Genomic DNA, 17,594 nt, shown 5'->3' with positions numbered 1-17,594 from the left:
TAAAAGACATGGGTTTTTAGTTTAAGTTGCACAATGTGATAATTTGGCTAAAAAATAAGCAATATGATTTATTTGTTCAATGCTAAATGAGAAAATTATCATTTAGTTCCATTTCAGAAAATTGTATAAATAAAAACAGAAAAGTTCATATTAAAAAAATTAATTTTTAAATACATAGAGATAAGACCAAATTTGCAATCCTGTAGCAAATCTTCACAAAAATGCAATTATTAACAATAATGATTATCATTAACATGGTTTCGCGCTGGCCAGCGTACTAAGCATTACTTGCACAGTTAAAGAAACATAATTACATGACAAAGCTTGGAAAAGCTTAAAAATAGAGGATATGGTCAGATGAAAGAGCTTGCTAATCGCTTGGCGATGCAGCATCTTGTCAATGCATACTCACAAGAAACCGGTAAAGGTATTTTGCTGGAAAAGTATCAACAGAATTCATCACAATTGACGTTTAGCCAAGGCTTGACGTTGTTATGCATCCCCTTAGATTGCATTCAATCACAGTTATTTGTACCACTATCTTATGTCAGCCTTGTTGGTAGACATCGTCTTGCAGATATCCCATACGTTTTTAATAAAGGACAGAAACAGTCATTTAGTATCACCGCGATCGCGAGTTTATTACTTGAACAGCTCGTACAAGAGTCAGGTCATACACTGGATGCTTCATCATTATTAGAGCGTTGGATCGAAAGTCGTGAAGCGCTTATTCAATTTTTGACACTACGTGAACATGATTTTGAGGCTTTGGTCCAAGCGGAACAAAGTTTCATTGAATCGGAACAAGCTTTAATTTTAGGGCACAGCATGCATCCTGCACCGAAAAGTCGGGTCGGTTTTGTGCATGAAGATTGGGAAAGGTATTCGCCAGAAGCCAAAGGTCTCAGCCAACTGCATTATTGGTTGGTGGCTCCAGAATATATTCAAGAAGGTTCAGCTTTAGATCAATCAGTATCAGCGCAATTGAAAAGCGAATTGCAATGGCATTTATCAGAAACAGATCAAGCACTACTGAATGCTTATTCGCATTATAAGTTATTGCCTTTGCATCCTTGGCAAGCACGTTATTTACAGTCAAAAGCATGGTTTAAAAGTTTAAAAACCAAATTAAAAATTATCGATTTTGGCGAGAAAGGTTGGGCTTTTTCCCCAACGACTTCGGTACGCACCATGGCAAGTTTTGCAGCGCCGTGGATGTTAAAACCATCACTATCTGTAATGATCACCAATTCAATCCGAGTCAACCTTGCCAAAGAATGCCACCGTGGTGAAATGACCCATCGACTTTGGCATTCAAGTCTTGGTGAGCGTATTTTACAACAATGCCCAACGCTCAAAGCGGTGAATGATCCTGCGTGGATGGCATTGAGCATAGATGATGAAATCGTCGAAGAAACTATTTGCATCTTCCGTGATCAGCCTTTCAGTGAAAAGCAGCAGGTGAGTTGTATTGCGTCATTGTGCCAAGAGCATCCTGCACAGCCGAACAGCCGTTTTAATGCCTTATTTGAACAAATCGAAAAACAACAACCTGAACTTGATCAAAGCGCCATTGCGATCAATTGGTTTAAACAATTCTTAGCTATCAGTCTAAAACCATTAATGTATTTGTACCATCAATACGGAATGGCCTTTGAATCACATCAGCAAAATGTCTTACTTGAGCTTGAACATGCAATGCCTAAATATCTATGGCTGCGTGACAATCAAGGCTTTTACTATATCGAAGAACTTGCAGGTGAGGTCTTAAGCGCATTTCCAGAGTTGCAAGAAAAAGCGCATGCCGTGGGTTCCAAAGCCTTTGTCGATGAGCGCTTTAGCTATTATTTCTTTGGTAATACTTTATTCGGCATTATCAATGCAATTGGTGCAACTGGATATGTCACAGAGCAAGTGTTGATATCGATATTGCAAAATGAACTGTTGGACTTACATCGGGCATATCCAGAAAGTTCATTGATTCATTCATTACTGTATCAGCCGACCTTGCCGTATAAGGGTAATCTGTTGACGCGCTTGTATGAGCTGGATGAATTGATTGCCCCAGTCGATCAGCAATCGGTTTATGTACAGTTGCCAAATCCTTTATATGTGGAACAGACGGATGTGCAATATGCTTGATTTTATTGGGATAGGCTTAGGGCCATTTAACCTCAGTTTGGCGAGTTTGCTACATAAGCAAAATCATTTGCAGTATCAATTTTTTGAAAAGAAACCACAGTTCGACTGGCATGCGGGTATGCAATTGCCCAATACAGTACTGCAAGTGCCGTTTATGGCCGATCTGGTTTCCATGGTCGATCCAACCAGTCCTTTTAGTTTTTTAAATTACTTAAAGGCGCAGCAGCGTTTATACAAATTCTATTTTTTAGAACAAGCTCAGATTCCTAGACGTGAATATAACCATTATTGTCAGTGGGTTGCAGACCAACTAGAGCATATTCAGTATCAATCAACAGTAAAAGCCATTTATGCTCAAGAGCAAGGCTTTGAAGTCATGGTTGAGCAAGATGGACGCTTTAGGCGTTATCAATGCCGAAATCTGGTCATTGGTTCGGGGAATGTTCCGCATTTACCACAGTGTCTAAAAGACATTCAACAACAATATCCAGAGCGTTGCTTACATTCTGCAAATTATTGCAATGCAGCGTTAAATCACTTGAAAGGTAATGTAGTTGTACTGGGATCAGGCCAGTCTTCGGCCGAAGTCTTTATGGATTTGTTTGATCGTCAATATATGCAGGATCAGACCACAACAGCGCAGTTTAAATTGCATTGGCTGACACGCTCAAATGGGTTTTTCCCGATGGAATATGCACCACTTGGATTGGAGCATTTTAGTCCAGATTATACCGCGCACTTTTATCAACTGAGCCCTGAAAATAAAGCCGAACTATTGAAGCAACAAAGTTTGTTATATAAGGGCATCAGTGCAAAAACCATCCGTGATATTTACCAAAAACTATATCACCGGAGTATTGGTCAAAATATTCAACAGACGCATTTACATGCTCAGGTGGGTTTGGTCGATGCCGAGCCTCATGGTGCGGGCATCCGTTTGCAGTTTCAGCATAAAGTCACGGCAGAACAATTCTATCTCGATGCGGACTTTGTCGTGGCTTCAACGGGATATCACAGTCCAGAGTGGCAATATCTCAAATATCTAAAACCACTGATTCAATGTGATGAATTCGGTCGATGGAAAATTAGTCAGGACTACCGCGTACAGCATGACGCTGTTGGGGAAATCTTTGTTCAAAATCAGGAAATGCACAGTCACGGTGTCGGGACTCCTGATTTAGGGTTGGGTGCTCACCGTGCAGCGATCATTGCCAATCAATTATTGGGTTTTAACTTATACGATTTAGGTGATCAAGCTCAAAGTTTCCAACATTTTTCACCCAGTGAAAATGCTGAAATGCACAGTATGGGCATTGTGAAGAAATCAGCGCCAACCAATATCCAAAGACCTTTATCCGTAAAAAAAACCATTGCCAACTATGCAATGAACCGCAATACGACTATGCCGAATAAGCAAGAACAGAATGCGGTTAAACTCGAGAAATTATAATGACATTTGCAAAATTAAAGATAAATCAAACGCAGTGGCGCCGTGCAGGGCAAAGACTGATTGAAATGGCAATTGCTGAGTTTTTATATGAAGAAATTATTCAGATTCAGCAAGTGGAAAATAACACTTGGCAACTTAAACTGGATGACAAAACCTATCAATTTGAAGCGACTCAGTTTCTGCTTGGGCACTGGCGTATTGTTGAAGGGAGTGTTCGAGAGTTAAGTGAATCGACAACAGAGCCCGCATGGAATCTGCATGAATTTATTCGTGCTTTTTCAAATCAAGCTGAGGTGAAACCATTTACCAAGGCATATTTGATTAAAGAAATGAACAATACATGGTTAGCAGAAGCCCATGTTTTTGATGAACAGCGATTGCTGAGTCATGCTGTCTTGTCAGCGCCACACTATCAAATTGAAGGCATGTTACGTGGACACCCATGGCTTATTATGAGTAAAGGCCGTATGGGCTTTGGCTATGATGATTATTTAAGCTCCGCACCAGAGATTTCTCCAACGGTCAAAGTTCTGTGGTTAGCTGTTCATCGTGATTTAGCTGAGTTTCGTTCGACCGAGGCTTGGGATGCGAAAAGCTTATATCGCCATGAATTGAACTCTGCACAATTACACGATTTTCAACAGCAATTAGCGGACAAAGCCTTAGACGCTGCTGAATATTACTTTATTCCTGTACATGCATGGCAATGGCATCAGTGGTTAATCCCGACCTATGCCAATGAAATCGTTGATCAGCGCATTGTCGAATTGGAAATTGGACAAGACGACTATGTGCCAATGCAATCAATTCGTACTTTATGCAATACCAGTCATCCTGAACGTCATTATGTGAAGTTACCTGTCAGTATCTTTAATACGGCGGTCTATCGAGGTTTGCCTTCAAAACGAAATTTGGCTGCACCTGCGGTGACCGCTTGGCTGAAGGACATTCAACATCATGATGCAGACCTGCAAAAAACACAGGTGGCATTTTTGGGCGAAATTGCGAGTCTCACTTTACAACAGCCGTGTTTTGATCAGATAGACGGTGCGCCTTACCAATTTAAAGAATTGTTTGGTTGCTTATGGCGTGAAAGTGTAGAGCCTTACATCGGTGAACATCAGTTAGCACTTTCCCAAGCAGCATTGTTGCATCGAGATCTAAATGGTCAGTCTATTTTATCCGTGTTGATTCAGGCTTCAGGTTTGACGCCTTTGCAATGGCTGAAACGTTTTGCTGAAGTCTGCGTAACACCACTACTGATTTGCTTATACAAATATGGTTTAGCTTTTTCTCCGCACGGTGAAAACACCATGTTGATCCATGAAAATGGCTTACCGAAAAAAATGGTGCTGAAGGACTTTATTGATGATGTCAATTTAGTTGATGAAGATTTTCCTGAACTCGAAAATTTACCACCTGAAGGGCAAATTTTACTGCGCCATCCTGCTGAAGAACTTAGTCACTTTATCTTTACAGGTTTATTCATGGTGCATTACCGCTATATCTGTAATGTCTTCCTTGAAGATTATCCAGAGCATACAGAACTTGAATTTTGGCAGACCATCTCCAGCGTGATCGATGAATTTCATCAGGCGCATCCTGATTTGGCAGATCGTATTGAAAAATTCAGTATGTTCCGTCCACGTTTCGAGAAAATTTGTCTGAACCGAGTACGACTGTTTACCACCAGTTATAACGACGAAGCAGAACGACCAGTACCTGTATTTTTAGATCCAATTGCAAACCCTGTAAGTCCAAACACTTTAAATCAGTGGGCGAAACAACTGCATATTGCTAAGCAGAAAATGACAACCAACCGTATTGCGTCATAAGCAGATTTTTGAGCTAAGAACAGAAAATATTAAACAAACTTAAAGGACGAGATCATGACAACGTTATCACGACAACTACCTGATTTTTATGAATACTATGAGAATGAGACGCAATACTACTTACGACAAATGCAATATCCAGAAGATATGGCTTTGGTTCATAAATGGATGCATGAACCGCATGTGATTCCACAATGGCAGCTCAATAAGTCAGAAACTGAACTAAAAGTGTATTACGAAAAAATGCTGGCAGATGATCATCACCGAATTTTGATCGTAGGAGTCAATGGTGAAGATGTGGGCTACACAGAGATTTACGAGGGAAAACGGGATCGATTAGGTTTGTACTACGACGGTGATGAGCTTGATCTAGGTTGGCATTTGTTATTTGGTGAAAAGTCCGTTTTTGGTAAAGGCTATTTACGTCCTGTCATGCGTTTATTGAGCTTTTATATCTTTGAAAATGCCGCATCAGCCAAGATTGTGGGAGAACCTGATCATAGTGTGAAGCCTTATGCCGTCGTAGTTGAAGACATGTGCTATGAAGCACAGCGCCTAATCCCAATGCCTGAAAAGACCGCCATGTTGTATTACTGCTTTAGAGAAACTTTTTATGCAAAATTTGGTCATTACTTAAACGACTCCAAGGCATTTCAGCATCAGCAACTAGCTAAGGCAGTGTCATGAGTTACAGCTGCACCCACATGCACATACTGGACATGCGCTTTTCAGCGCATGTTTCAGTGGAAGAGTTTGAACAATGGTTGACTCAAGTTGAGCGCTTTTTTCTGAAAAGTCAGCCCTTTGTTTTGGTAATGCAAACGGCTGAGGGAACGACATTTCCTGAAGAATATCGGCAAATACAGGCCGTTTGGTACAAGAAGTTTAAACATCTCTTTTTTCAATATTGTTTGGGTCTGGTGCGTATTGCGCAAGATCCAGATGACTTCAAACGTTTAAATACACCCGCACTGCATGCAGCGTGGCGTGTGCCTTATTACGTTTCATTAGAACAATCTGATGCGCTGCAATGGGCAGTGCAGAGGTGGATATGCAACAACACTCAAGAAAATTAAATCATGCAATTTCGCCATCTCAAATTTCAGTCCTGAGTTTGAGCGTCGTGATTATTTTGTACTTAGCACATGCATTGCCTTTGTATTTTTACAATGTGGCTTTGCCTGCTATTTTACGACATCAAGGGGTAGATTTACGTTGGATTGGCATGTTATCGCTGCTTTACATTCCATGGGCATTCAAGTTTTTTTGGGCGCCTTGGATCGATCAGCTCTATGTCAAAAAACTCGGTAAACGTAAAACATGGCTATTATTTACGCAAATCGCATTGGTACTGGGGGTATTGGTTTTAGCCTTTACGCAGTTTTCTTATGGGCTGACTTTATTTGTCATTGTTGGTTTATGGATTTCAACGTTTGCGGCAACGCAAGATATTGCGATTGATGGTTATACCGTAGAGAAATTTACCGAAGGCAATTATCGTCTGGGCAGTATGGCACAGAGTATTGGGGTGGCCGTCGGTAGCATGCTTGGTGGCGCTGCGACTTTATGGATTTACCAATATTGGGGTTGGCAGCCAGCGCTCACAACTTTAGCGCTGCTGACATTTTTAACCATGTTTGCTGTGTTTTTTATTCAAGAAGAACCACAAACTCAAATTGCCAAAGCCAAACCAAGCCTACGACAAGCTTTTAAACGACCAGAGATTCGTTGGGCCTTGCTGCTCATCGTTTGTTATCGCGTGGTGGAAGCACCCGCTATGGCAATGCTGAATCCCATGTTGATCGATCAAAAATGGTCACTGTCTCAGATCGGGGTGTTGATGTCTGTGGTCGGTGCTGGTGTCGGTCTGATTGCTGCCGTTAGTGCAGCTTTATTGCTGAAAAAAATCAAAGCAACGCAATTGTTGGTCTGGGCAGGATGGTTACGTACATTGCTATATGCCGTCATTGGGGCAGCCGTTGTATTGGGGTGGTTGAATCAATGGCATCTGCTTTTAGGTCTATTTGTCGTGTTGATGCTAGCCATTCGTTATATCGCCATGACATCACTCTATGCCTATTTCATGCAGACCAGTTCTAAAGAACAGGCGGGTACCGATTTCACCATATTAGTGTGCTTTGAATTGCTCGTTTACTTCATTGGCGGTGCATTTTCAGGCTTTCTCGCAAAATCATTAGGCTATGGACATTTTTACTTGGTATTGGCAATCGGCTCAGTAATCAGTGTCTTACTTAGTCAACGCATTGTTTTAAAAACACAAAATTTAAAAACTCAAACTCTTCCGACTCAATCGGAACTCTAAGAAATGGAAAAGAATATGAAACGTTTAGCTCTACCGATGCAACTGACTTGTCTCAGCTTAGCAATTTGCACTCAGCTTTATGCGCAAGACGTCACGACAGACACTGCACAAACTACAGAAGCTACTAAAATGGCACCGATTGTTGTGACGGCAACTCGTTCTGCGAAAAGCATTGCCGATATTGCGGGTACGGTGTACAGCATTCCTAAAGAAGAAATTGAAAAACAAGCCAATGCAGGTAAAAGCACAGCCGATATTGTCGGTTTATTGGTGCCATCACTGACTCCATCGAGTGGTACAACGTCTAACTATGGGATGACCATGCGTGGACGTGTGGTGCAATACATGATCGATGGTGTACCGCAAACGGGATATCGTGATGGATCTCGACAACTGGCGAGTATTAGCCCGTCGATGATTGAACGAATTGAAGTGGTCTCAGGTGCAAGTAGTATTTATGGTTCAGGTGCGACAGGCGGTATTATCAATATCATCACCAAACGAGGTGGATCTGAGCCGCTGAGTTTTGAAACAAAAGTCGGTGTCACTTCTGGTAATAACTTTAAGTCTGATGCGCTGGCTTATGAAGCTGCACAAACCATGAATTTTAATCAAGGCAATTTACGCGGAACTTTAGGTGCAAGCTATACCAAACGTGGTGAAATACAAGATAGTCATGGCAACCGTATTGGGCCTGAAATTGCGCAAACTGACCGTCAAGATACCGATACTTTAGATTTAAATGGTCGTGTCAGTTGGAAAATTGCCGATGGTCAAACGCTGAGTTTCGGTGCGCAATATTATAATGATGAGCAAGATAGTGACTATGGTCCAGACTATGGTCCAAATTTAAATGCGCTGCGCTCACAGCCCGTGGGTGGAAAGCTGCCGTTGTCTTTAAATGCGGTAAAAGGCTTACAACTTGCTGAACAACCACAAACTGAACGTTATAGCATCAATGCGCAATATGAAAATCAAGATATTTTAGCGCATCGTCTAAACGCTGAAACCTATTATCGAAATGAAAAGGCGCGTTGGTTCCCATCTGCACGTCAAATGGCACCTGAACTTTTCTTGGTGTATCAGTCAGAAACCGATATTGATGTGTTAGGCGCACGTGTTGCTCTACAAAAAGATCTTAACTTAAATGGTCGTGAACTGGGGCTAACCTATGGTGTGGATTATGAAAATGAAAAAGATCAACAAAATATCCAAATGTATGACAGTGCTACATTTATTCAAAGTAATGGTCTGAGTTATCAGCCGTTTAATTACTATGCCTTTGGCCCAGATGTTGAAACAGAAAAACTTGGCGTATTTGCCCAAGCGCAATATGAATTAACCGACCGACTTGGCTTACAGGCCGGCATTCGCCATGAGCGGGTAGAGAGTGATGTCGATTCATCTGTGCCTTATATGGAAGCCATTACTGCAGATTTAACCCTAGGTTATGTGGCGAAAACGCTGAATGGCGGTAAAGTAAAACATGATGCAACGCTGTTTAATGTTGGCGCGGTGTATCACTTAACAGATGCACAGCAAGTGTTTGCGAATTTCTCACAAGGTTCAAACTTGCCCGATGTGCAACGTATGCTGCGTGATGTGCCAGCAAATTCTGTGATTAATAGCCAAACCATTGACCCGATTAAAGTCAATAACTATGAACTCGGTTGGCGTGTACAAAATGCCGGTGGTTTAAATGCAGGAGTGACGGCTTTTTATAATGACTCAGATAAAAGCCTGAAATTTGGTGCGCCGAATTACACCATTGATGTTATTGATACCGATGAACGTATCTATGGTGTCGAAGCCAATGCCAGTTATGAAGTTCAACCAAATTGGACGGTTGGGGGCACAGTTGCATATACCACGGGCCAATTTAAAAATACCCAAGGTGACTGGCAAGAATTGGATGCCATTCGTGTGGCACCTTTAAAAGGAACAGCATTTTCAGAATGGCAGTTTGATAATGACATGAGCCTACGTGTTCAAGCTTTAGCGATTGGCGGTACTGACAAAGCCCAAAAAGACGCTGTGAAATATGGATCTGCTCCAGCAGCGGCAATTAAAGGCTTTGCAACGATGGACGTGATTGCCAATGCAAAAGTAGGACCGGGTAATGTGGGCTTTGGTGTCTACAACGTGTGGAATACGGATTATAAGTCGGTATACAGTCAGTCGGTTGAAACTGTCTATGGCCCAATTTCTAGCCTAGCGGCTCAAGGTCGCACCTACGGTTTAAGTTATACGGTGAAATACTGATTTAAAGCCTGAATCAGGTTTAAAGCACGGTATCGTGACTTACAAAATAGAGGTGGCTTAAGTCACCTCTATTGTTTATAACGTAGCCATTAAAAATGGATAACAAAAATAATGGATCGAAATAACAAACTGTTTATTGCTGCCAGTCTTGCCAATGGTGCAAGTTTCTCGATGATATTGCCGCTGTTGGCGCCATTGGTTCGAGAGTTAAAGCTTTCTGAACTACAAGGCGGTGCGATGGTTTCCGTCGGTGCGCTGCTGATGGCTGTTGGTGCCATTTACATTTCAAAAAATCAATCTAAGTTTTCGATTTATCAACTCTTGAGTATCGGTTTTGTGGGCATGGCTGTGACATGGGGGTTATTTACAGCCGTGTTGATGTATGGCCTTTCTGTTCAGATAGGGATGTTGCTGCTATTTAGTTTATTAATGTTGTCACGCGCAGCGACTGGGGTATTTATGGCGATGCCACAGATTGCCTTGCAAACTTATGTGATGACCCGTTTTAGCAATGAGCAGCAGCGTTCACAAGCAATGTCAAAATTCGGTGCATTAAATAGTGCAGGCGTGATCATTGGTCCATTTCTAACAACCTTGCTGCTGGGCTTTGGTGGAATCATGACGCCGCTTTGGGCAGCAATCATTATTTTAGCGTTGATTTCTGTGGTCTTGGTGTTCAGCTTTGACCGACATACCGAACAGCATAGCGTTGAAAAGCCAGTGACAGAAAAGCATGAGTCACCATCTACAGATTTGAGCATTCAGCAATGCTATCCATGGTTAATGTTGGGATTCAGTCTCTATCTTGCCATCGTGACCGTAAATTTAACGGCCGGGTTTTATATTCAAGACCGCTTTAATATGACTGCTGCAGAAGGCGCAGTGCATTTTGCAGAATGTTCTCTCGTCGTGGGTATCGCTTTGGTGATTATGCAAACGCTGATTTCTAAGTATTTAAATTGGTCCGTATATCGCTTACTGTGGGTTGGGCTGTTTAGCATGGCAGCAGCCTTGCTGATTTCGGTTTTCACCACTGAATTACAGATATTTCAAGCTACATATCTTTTATATGGTATATCGGTTGCATGTTTAATCCCTGCATTTACAACGGGTGCAGCGCAAACGGCGCCCAGTGCGTTACAGACTAAGGTGGCAAGTTGGTGTACAGCCACTCAGGCTTTGAGCTTTGTGGTCGGGCCACTGATTAGTACGGGTTTATACCAGTGGCACAAAGAATTTCCGTATTATTTTTTATTTTTAGTGATGCTTGGTTTAATCGTATTCTTTTTATTTCAAACCAAAACTCAAACCGTGAAGCGAGTAACTGAGTGAAATATGCAAAGACTTGTAGACTTACTTCAATAGGTCGGTGTGAAAATAGGACTATCCTGACAATAGATGGTTTTGATTACATGATGTTACTTGATCGGTGATTGATCTTACAAAATAGATGTTTAAAGCAAGCACTTTGATTAAAAAATAATCACAATTGTTTCATTAATTCTCAAAGTACTGAATCAATAGTTTTCTCCGTTATTCTTTTCACATAAAAAATAACGGAGGTTAAATGCTTAAATTTAATAATGATTTGGTTCTGGGCGCCATTTTTGATATGGATGGAACAATGTTTGATACTGAACGTTTACGGTTTCAAACATTGAAACAGGCATCTCTTGAATTGACCGGTGTTGAGTTTTCCGAATCATATCTCATGAATTGTTTGGGGCTAAGTGCACAAAGCGCGCATCGATTGGCCCAAGCCGAATATGATGAAAACATTCCATACGCAGATATTCGCAAACGCGCAGATGAATTAGAACTGGAGCATGTTCGTCAGTTTGGTGTACCGATCAAAAAAGGCTTGGTTCAAGTATTAGAACGCTTACGCAAGTCAGGACTGAGGATGGCCGTGGCAACATCGAGTCGCCGTGCAATCGCAGAAGAATATCTCATCAATGCCAATGTGTATAAGTTCTTTGATGTCTTAGTCTGTGGCGATGAAGTTGAAAATGGTAAGCCACATCCTGAAATATTCATGCGTGCTGCCGCAAAGCTGAATTTAAATCCTGCTGATTGTTTGATGTTTGAAGACTCGGAAAATGGTGTGACTTCGGCCTTTGAGGCTGGCGGTATTACCGTACTGTTTAAAGATATTAAATCGCCCAATCAAAACATGCTGTCCAAAGCCAAATATTATTATGAATGTATGTATGACTGTTTGACGGAACTTGACCCGTTCACTGCGCATTTAGAGATGCCGCATGTGCAAGAGGCTTTTCCACAAACCCTTAATCAGCTCACTGTTGGTATTCATGGTTTTGGGGCGATTGGTGGTGGTTATTTAGCACAAATTTTGTCGCATTGGGATGGTTATACACGCCCGAAAAAAATTTATGCATCGACTCGTAACCCTTTATATCGTTCTGCGGTCAATGCATTTGGTACCTATTGTATTCGCTATGGTCAATTGTCTTATGACGAACGCATTGAAAACATGGCAGTCATTGATGCTGAAAATATTCAGCAGATGCAAGAGATGTACACAGAGTCAAGTTTGGTTGCCATCTGTTTGCCTGAAAAAGCGATTGCAGAAGAGGCCAAAACCATTGCACAAGGCCTGTATGCACGACATATTGCACATGATGAGAAAGCCATCGAACCTCTAACGATGCTGATCATTTTGAACAAAGTCGGAGCAAAACAATTATTAATGTCACATTTAAAACAGGCTTTAACTGAGCTTGCTGGAGCGGTTGTTGCAGAGAAAATCATGCAACAACACTATTTTTGCGATACCGTGGTCAACCGCATGGTATCTAAGTTAAGTGACCAAAACTTATATCGTCAGCTCCGTATAAAATATAATATCTTCAAACAATTTCAATTAGATGAAGTTGAAGTGGATGCTCAATTAGACTTAGAAGATGCGACGAAATTAAATCCTGATCAGGAACGTCAAGCCACTTTATATGTTGAGGATATGCGCCGAAATTTCCACCCAAGTCATATATTGCAAAGCATGGATTTAATTTTATTTAACGCAGAATCTGACATGCCGATCTATGTAGAAAATAACAGTCCTTTGTTAGAAAAAATGCGTCAAATGATTTTGGTCGATCATATTGAAGATATTCAATTAATTAAAAATCGCTTGTGGAATGGTGTACATGCCATGTTGGCTTGGCAATCTGCACTGTTAAATCATCAAACCATAGGTGTGGCACTTGCAGATCATCGTGTTGATCAATTTATGCATGAACTCATTGACGAGGTGCAGGCTGGTTTAGCACGACGCTTACCAAATCGTGCTTATGATTTAACACGACTGGCAGAGAGCTTTATAAACTCTTGTGAACATGCGTACAAAGACCCATGTGCGCGTGTGGCACGAGATCCTTTACGTAAACTTGCATTTAATGAACGAGTGTTGGGCTCGTTGGCGACCAATGTGAAATATGGACTGGAGACAACACATCTACAGCAAGGGATTGTCTATGGTTTGATGTATGCCGTGAGTGTAAATCAATGTTCGATGGATCAGGTTGTCAACTTTATCCAGTTGCAATTTTTAGAACTGAAAAAGACAAACGAGCTTGAACAACTGGAACGTATTAAACAGATTGAGGCCAATGTAATGATACAGTTGCAGCATTTTTCTGATCAGTCCACAGAGCAGTTTACATCTTGGAAAAACCATGCTGTAACGCAAGATCAGAAAGATACTGCGAAATTTGCCTAAAATATAATGCTTATCTGTGCGCAATATATATTGAATCAAAATGCTGAGTATGACTCGGCATTTTTTTCTTACAAAGATGATTTAGATGAATGAATTTCAGCTTTAAATGAATATTACTAAATCAAAATTGGGCAAAGTCTGTTTTGATTCATGCTTTAATAAAGCAGATTGAATTTAAAGTGATTTATCTGTGTTTTTAAAACCCTCAATGCAAGTCGTACCGACGCTCAATCAGGATTATCCCGATTGGCATCAAGGTCGTCAGCACTATGCTTTGTGGTATATAGAAATACAGGATCCTGAATTATTGGCGTATCTCACAGCACTTCGAGCGCAGTTTTCAGATCTTTTATACACACCGAATACGCGCCAATTTCATATCACTGTGTTTATTTGTGGCTTTTTTGAAGAGTTAAATAAAACCCAATTAATCGATCATGTTGAACAACGATGGAATGATAATTTCTCAGCAGATGAATTGGCACTGCACCAACAACAACTTCGACGGTTATCGCTATCTAATATTCGGTTACGTACAGGTCAGATCAATAGCTTTCAAAGCGCGCTATTTATTGAAATTGTGGATGTAGATCGTAAGTTAGACCATCTACGTCAAGCTTTGAATTTAACTTCGAATGAAATTGCACCAATCGAATATTGTCCGCATATCACATTGGGCTTGTATAAACAGGCATGGAATAGCGATGATATTTTTGAAAGAATCCAACAAATTGAACAGCACAGCTTTGATTTTGAAAGCGAGCAACTGACTTTTGGTCATTATCAGGCTCAAGTACTACAAGGGATATTAAGTCCTTATTATCAACATCAGTTCAGACAAAATATAGAGATGGCACAGTCATGATTCATTTCATTTTGGGTGGGGCACGTTCAGGTAAGAGCCGACTTGCAGAACAAAAAGCAAAAGAAAGTGCTCAAGCCGTGATCTATGTGGCTACAGCACAAGCATATGATGAGGAAATGCAGGAGCGAATTCAGCATCATCAAGCCGACCGCCCAGAGCATTGGAGGCTGATTGAAGAGCCTTTGTATTTATCCGATCGCTTAGTTGAAATAGACCAAGCTCATCAAACCATTCTTATCGATTGTTTAACGCTGTGGATGAGTAATTTATTGATGCATGAACAAGCAGACTTTCAACAGCAACAATGCCAAAAATTACTTACGGTGCTACCGACATTAAAGTCAGACATTATTTTAGTCAGTAACGAAACTGGACTAGGCGTTGTTCCCATGGGACAAATCAGTCGAAAATTCGTCGATGAATCTGGGCGCTTACATCAAAAAATTGGTCAAATTGCTGGCCATGTGGTGTTTTGTGTTGCAGGTTTTCCAATGATCTTAAAAGGAGATAAAGCATGAACTGGTGGCAAGAACCCTGTCAAAATCCGAGTATCGAAGCTAAGCAACAGGCGGTAAATCACCAGTTACAGCTAACTAAACCTACGGGCTCGCTTTCAGAACTTGAAAATGTAGCGGTGCAACTTGCATCATTACAAAACACGGATCAGCCTAATATCGATTTCCCATGGATCACCATCTTTGCAGGTGATCATGGCGTGATGGAAGAAAATATTTCGGCCTACCCACAAGCTGTCACACGCCAAATGCTACAAAACTTCACGACCGGTGGTGCATGTATTAGTGTCATTGCACGTGAGTATCAAGCCAAACTACAAGTGATTGACTGTGGTTCGGTAGGCGAAGCTTATGAATATGCAGGGGTAGAGCGCTACTGTATTGCAGCGGGTACAGCAAATTTTGCTAAAACTGTTGCGATGAGCGAATCACAATGTATTGAAGCGATGAATCTTGGCCGTAAAAGTGTTGAAGATGCTATCGCTGCAGGTGCGTCAATTTATGTCGCAGGGGAAATGGGCATTGGCAATACCTGTTCTGCTTCTGCTGTTGCATGTTTTTTATTTAATGAGCCGGCCGAAAAATTGACAGGTGTTGGTACAGGTATTCGTGCTGAACAATTGGCACATAAGAAACAAGTGATTGATCAGGCCTTGGCTTTACATCACGACTATGTCGGCCAAGATGTCTTTAAAGCCCTATGTGCTGTTGGTGGCTTAGAAATTGCCGCGATGGTTGGAGCATACATTCGCTGTGCGCAATTGGGGCTAGCAATGGTCGTGGATGGATTTATTAGTACGGTTTCTGCCTTGGTCGCTGTTCGTTTAAATCCTGCTGTACGTGAATGGATGCTTTTTGGTCATCAATCGGCTGAATATGGGCACCAACGTTTACTTCAAGCCCTTGAAGCTGAACCACTCTTAAAGTTGAATTTACGTTTAGGTGAAGGCAGCGGTGCCGGTGCAGCCTTGGGTTTAATTCGTTTGGCATGTCGTTTACATAACAATATGGCAACTTTCGCGCAAGCTGCTGTGATTGGTGAAAAAGTTTAAATGGAACATTTCCGTTTAGATATATTGCGTCATGGTGAGACTGAACTGAGCCATACCTTACGTGGCTCTACAGATGATGCTTTGACGCAAAAAGGTTGGCAGCAGATGCAGCAGACCATAGATGATGTATTGAACGTCATACATACACATGGTTTAGCGAGCTGGGATGTCATCATCACTTCTGACTTACAGCGCTGCCGTTTATTTGCTTTAGATTTGTCTCAACAACTTAAATGTCCAATGTTTGAAAATGCGAAGTTTCAAGAAATGCATTTTGGCGACTGGGAAGCGGTATCAACCAAGCATATCTATGAAAACACTCCAGAGTTACTCGCACAGTTTTGGCAAAGTCCCAGCACATTTACGCCACCGAATGCAGAAAGTCTTCAGCAATTTCAACAAAGGATCTTAAGCGGTCTAGATGAGCTAGTCTTGCAGGCTCAACAGCATCATTGGCAACGCGTTTTATTGGTTTCCCATGGTGGCGTGATTAAATTATTAAAATGTATGGCACAGCAAAGTCACTTAGATGATTTATTAAAAATGACTGCTGAATTGGGACAATTAAATTCATTCATTGTGCAAAATCGTACAAATATTCGTCTTTTGGAGCAAAGTGAATGACACCTTTTTGGATTGCTCTACAGTTTCTCACGACTTTCCCTATTCAACTTAAAGCGATGCCATCGAAACAGCAAAATGGACAGTCTTTGTTGTTTTATCCAGCGGTGGGATTGTTGATCGGTTGCATTCTTGCCTTGCTTGCTTTTACATTGCATAGTCTGCCGATTATCTTACTCAGCAGTATTTTGCTGGTAGTTTGGATTTGGCTCACAGGTGGATTACATCTAGATGGTTTAGCTGATACGGCAGATGCGTGGGTCGGTGGCTTTGGTGATGCCGAGCGTACACTTAAAATCATGAAAGACCCTGCATGTGGGCCGATTGGTGTGTTGAGCCTCCTCGTGATTTGCTTACTCAAATGGTCGGCACTTTATGTTTTGCTACAACAACAAATGTATTTGGCATTAATTGTATTTCCAGTCTTGGGTCGTTTAGCCCCATTATTTTTGTTTTTAACAACTCAGTATGTCCGTGAAAAAGGCTTAGGCTCATCGATAGCAGAAACTATTCCACGAAAGTCGGCATACCTGGTCTTTATACTCTGCCTAAGTGCATGTTTGTATTTTAGCTGGACTGGAGTGGTCAGTATTCTTACATTTATTTGTACTTTATTGTATTTACGATGGAAATTTATTCAGCGTATAGGTGGCGTGACGGGCGATACAATTGGTGCTGCGATTGAAATCACAGAAGTGACGAGTCTTTTAGCGTTTGTCATAGCACTACATTATGTAATTGCTTAGTTTTTTTTACAGTGAAATGATTTAACTCCTGATTTAAAAAAAGC

The 17,594-nt window shown here is 41.3% G+C and carries 14 protein-coding genes; all 14 read left to right on the top strand.

The annotated features are described in order from the left end of the window. Window positions 1–357 precede the first annotated feature (357 nt). The 14 genes from FTU29_RS03050 (at window position 358) to FTU29_RS02985 (ending at window position 17,550) form a co-directional block, all read left to right on the top strand. On the top strand, window positions 358–2,142 hold the full coding sequence (locus tag FTU29_RS03050) for an IucA/IucC family siderophore biosynthesis protein (RefSeq protein ID WP_180120289.1): 1,785 nt from the start codon (window positions 358–360) through the stop codon (window positions 2,140–2,142). Beyond that, window positions 2,135–3,592, top strand: a complete 1,458-nt coding sequence (locus FTU29_RS03045; RefSeq protein WP_180120287.1) for a lysine N(6)-hydroxylase/L-ornithine N(5)-oxygenase family protein — start codon at window positions 2,135–2,137, stop codon at window positions 3,590–3,592. Before FTU29_RS03050 ends, FTU29_RS03045 begins: the two co-directional genes overlap by 8 nt. After that, the gene (locus FTU29_RS03040) at window positions 3,592–5,427 is read left to right on the top strand and encodes an IucA/IucC family siderophore biosynthesis protein (protein WP_180120285.1); all 1,836 of its coding nucleotides are present in this window, start codon (window positions 3,592–3,594) and stop codon (window positions 5,425–5,427) included. The genes FTU29_RS03045 and FTU29_RS03040 overlap by 1 nt, the downstream gene beginning before the upstream one ends. Window positions 5,428–5,481: 54 nt before the next feature. Then, entirely contained in the window at window positions 5,482–6,114 is a 633-nt protein-coding gene (locus FTU29_RS03035) for a GNAT family N-acetyltransferase (protein ID WP_180120283.1), read from the top strand. After that, window positions 6,111–6,503 carry a hypothetical protein gene (locus FTU29_RS03030; protein ID WP_180078912.1) on the top strand — a complete coding sequence of 131 codons (393 nt, stop codon included), beginning with the start codon at window positions 6,111–6,113 and terminating at the stop codon, window positions 6,501–6,503. The genes FTU29_RS03035 and FTU29_RS03030 overlap by 4 nt, the downstream gene beginning before the upstream one ends. Beyond that, window positions 6,479–7,750 (top strand): MFS transporter, encoded by a 1,272-nt coding sequence (locus tag FTU29_RS03025; protein WP_257226891.1) that lies wholly within the window; start codon window positions 6,479–6,481, stop codon window positions 7,748–7,750. The genes FTU29_RS03030 and FTU29_RS03025 overlap by 25 nt, the downstream gene beginning before the upstream one ends. Window positions 7,751–7,765: 15 nt before the next feature. Next, window positions 7,766–10,012, top strand: a complete 2,247-nt coding sequence (locus FTU29_RS03020; RefSeq protein WP_180120279.1) for a TonB-dependent receptor — start codon at window positions 7,766–7,768, stop codon at window positions 10,010–10,012. Between the two features lie 111 nt (window positions 10,013–10,123). Then, window positions 10,124–11,344 carry an MFS transporter gene (locus FTU29_RS03015; RefSeq protein WP_180120277.1) on the top strand — a complete coding sequence of 407 codons (1,221 nt, stop codon included), beginning with the start codon at window positions 10,124–10,126 and terminating at the stop codon, window positions 11,342–11,344. A 235-nt stretch (window positions 11,345–11,579) separates the two neighbouring features. Beyond that, entirely contained in the window at window positions 11,580–13,751 is a 2,172-nt protein-coding gene (gene mtlD, locus FTU29_RS03010) for a bifunctional mannitol-1-phosphate dehydrogenase/phosphatase (protein WP_180120275.1), read from the top strand. Between the two features lie 190 nt (window positions 13,752–13,941). Continuing rightward, window positions 13,942–14,616, top strand: a complete 675-nt coding sequence (locus tag FTU29_RS03005) for a 2'-5' RNA ligase family protein (protein ID WP_373423556.1) — start codon at window positions 13,942–13,944, stop codon at window positions 14,614–14,616. Next, window positions 14,613–15,134, top strand: a complete 522-nt coding sequence (cobU, locus tag FTU29_RS03000; protein ID WP_180120273.1) for a bifunctional adenosylcobinamide kinase/adenosylcobinamide-phosphate guanylyltransferase — start codon at window positions 14,613–14,615, stop codon at window positions 15,132–15,134. The genes FTU29_RS03005 and cobU overlap by 4 nt, the downstream gene beginning before the upstream one ends. Continuing rightward, complete coding sequence (cobT, locus tag FTU29_RS02995) at window positions 15,131–16,183, top strand: nicotinate-nucleotide--dimethylbenzimidazole phosphoribosyltransferase (RefSeq protein ID WP_180120271.1); 1,053 nt, start codon at window positions 15,131–15,133, stop codon at window positions 16,181–16,183. The genes cobU and cobT overlap by 4 nt, the downstream gene beginning before the upstream one ends. After that, window positions 16,184–16,807, top strand: coding sequence for a histidine phosphatase family protein (locus FTU29_RS02990; RefSeq protein WP_180120269.1), 624 nt, complete (start codon window positions 16,184–16,186; stop codon window positions 16,805–16,807). Next, window positions 16,804–17,550, top strand: a complete 747-nt coding sequence (locus tag FTU29_RS02985; RefSeq protein WP_180120267.1) for an adenosylcobinamide-GDP ribazoletransferase — start codon at window positions 16,804–16,806, stop codon at window positions 17,548–17,550. The genes FTU29_RS02990 and FTU29_RS02985 overlap by 4 nt, the downstream gene beginning before the upstream one ends. Window positions 17,551–17,594: the final 44 nt, after the last annotated feature.

Origin of the sequence: Acinetobacter sp. YH12086, from assembly GCF_013419345.1 — a bacterium.
In the GTDB taxonomy this organism is placed as follows: Bacteria; Pseudomonadota; Gammaproteobacteria; order Pseudomonadales; family Moraxellaceae; genus Acinetobacter; species Acinetobacter amyesii.
Note: the sequence above shows the minus strand (reverse complement) of the source record. Positions and strands in the feature narration are given on the sequence as shown.

Bases quoted from the DNA above. Each gene is read 5' to 3' on its own strand.
- FTU29_RS03050 (WP_180120289.1), top strand. From the start codon at position 358: ATGAAAGAGCTTGCTAATCGCTTGGCGATGCAGCATCTTGTCAATGCA.
- FTU29_RS03045 (WP_180120287.1), top strand. From the start codon at position 2,135: ATGCTTGATTTTATTGGGATAGGCTTAGGGCCATTTAACCTCAGTTTG.
- FTU29_RS03040 (WP_180120285.1), top strand. From the start codon at position 3,592: ATGACATTTGCAAAATTAAAGATAAATCAAACGCAGTGGCGCCGTGCA.
- FTU29_RS03035 (WP_180120283.1), top strand. From the start codon at position 5,482: ATGACAACGTTATCACGACAACTACCTGATTTTTATGAATACTATGAG.
- FTU29_RS03030 (WP_180078912.1), top strand. From the start codon at position 6,111: ATGAGTTACAGCTGCACCCACATGCACATACTGGACATGCGCTTTTCA.
- FTU29_RS03025 (WP_257226891.1), top strand. From the start codon at position 6,479: ATGCAACAACACTCAAGAAAATTAAATCATGCAATTTCGCCATCTCAA.
- FTU29_RS03020 (WP_180120279.1), top strand. From the start codon at position 7,766: ATGAAACGTTTAGCTCTACCGATGCAACTGACTTGTCTCAGCTTAGCA.
- FTU29_RS03015 (WP_180120277.1), top strand. From the start codon at position 10,124: ATGGATCGAAATAACAAACTGTTTATTGCTGCCAGTCTTGCCAATGGT.
- mtlD (WP_180120275.1), top strand. From the start codon at position 11,580: ATGCTTAAATTTAATAATGATTTGGTTCTGGGCGCCATTTTTGATATG.
- cobU (WP_180120273.1), top strand. From the start codon at position 14,613: ATGATTCATTTCATTTTGGGTGGGGCACGTTCAGGTAAGAGCCGACTT.
- cobT (WP_180120271.1), top strand. From the start codon at position 15,131: ATGAACTGGTGGCAAGAACCCTGTCAAAATCCGAGTATCGAAGCTAAG.
- FTU29_RS02990 (WP_180120269.1), top strand. From the start codon at position 16,184: ATGGAACATTTCCGTTTAGATATATTGCGTCATGGTGAGACTGAACTG.
- FTU29_RS02985 (WP_180120267.1), top strand. From the start codon at position 16,804: ATGACACCTTTTTGGATTGCTCTACAGTTTCTCACGACTTTCCCTATT.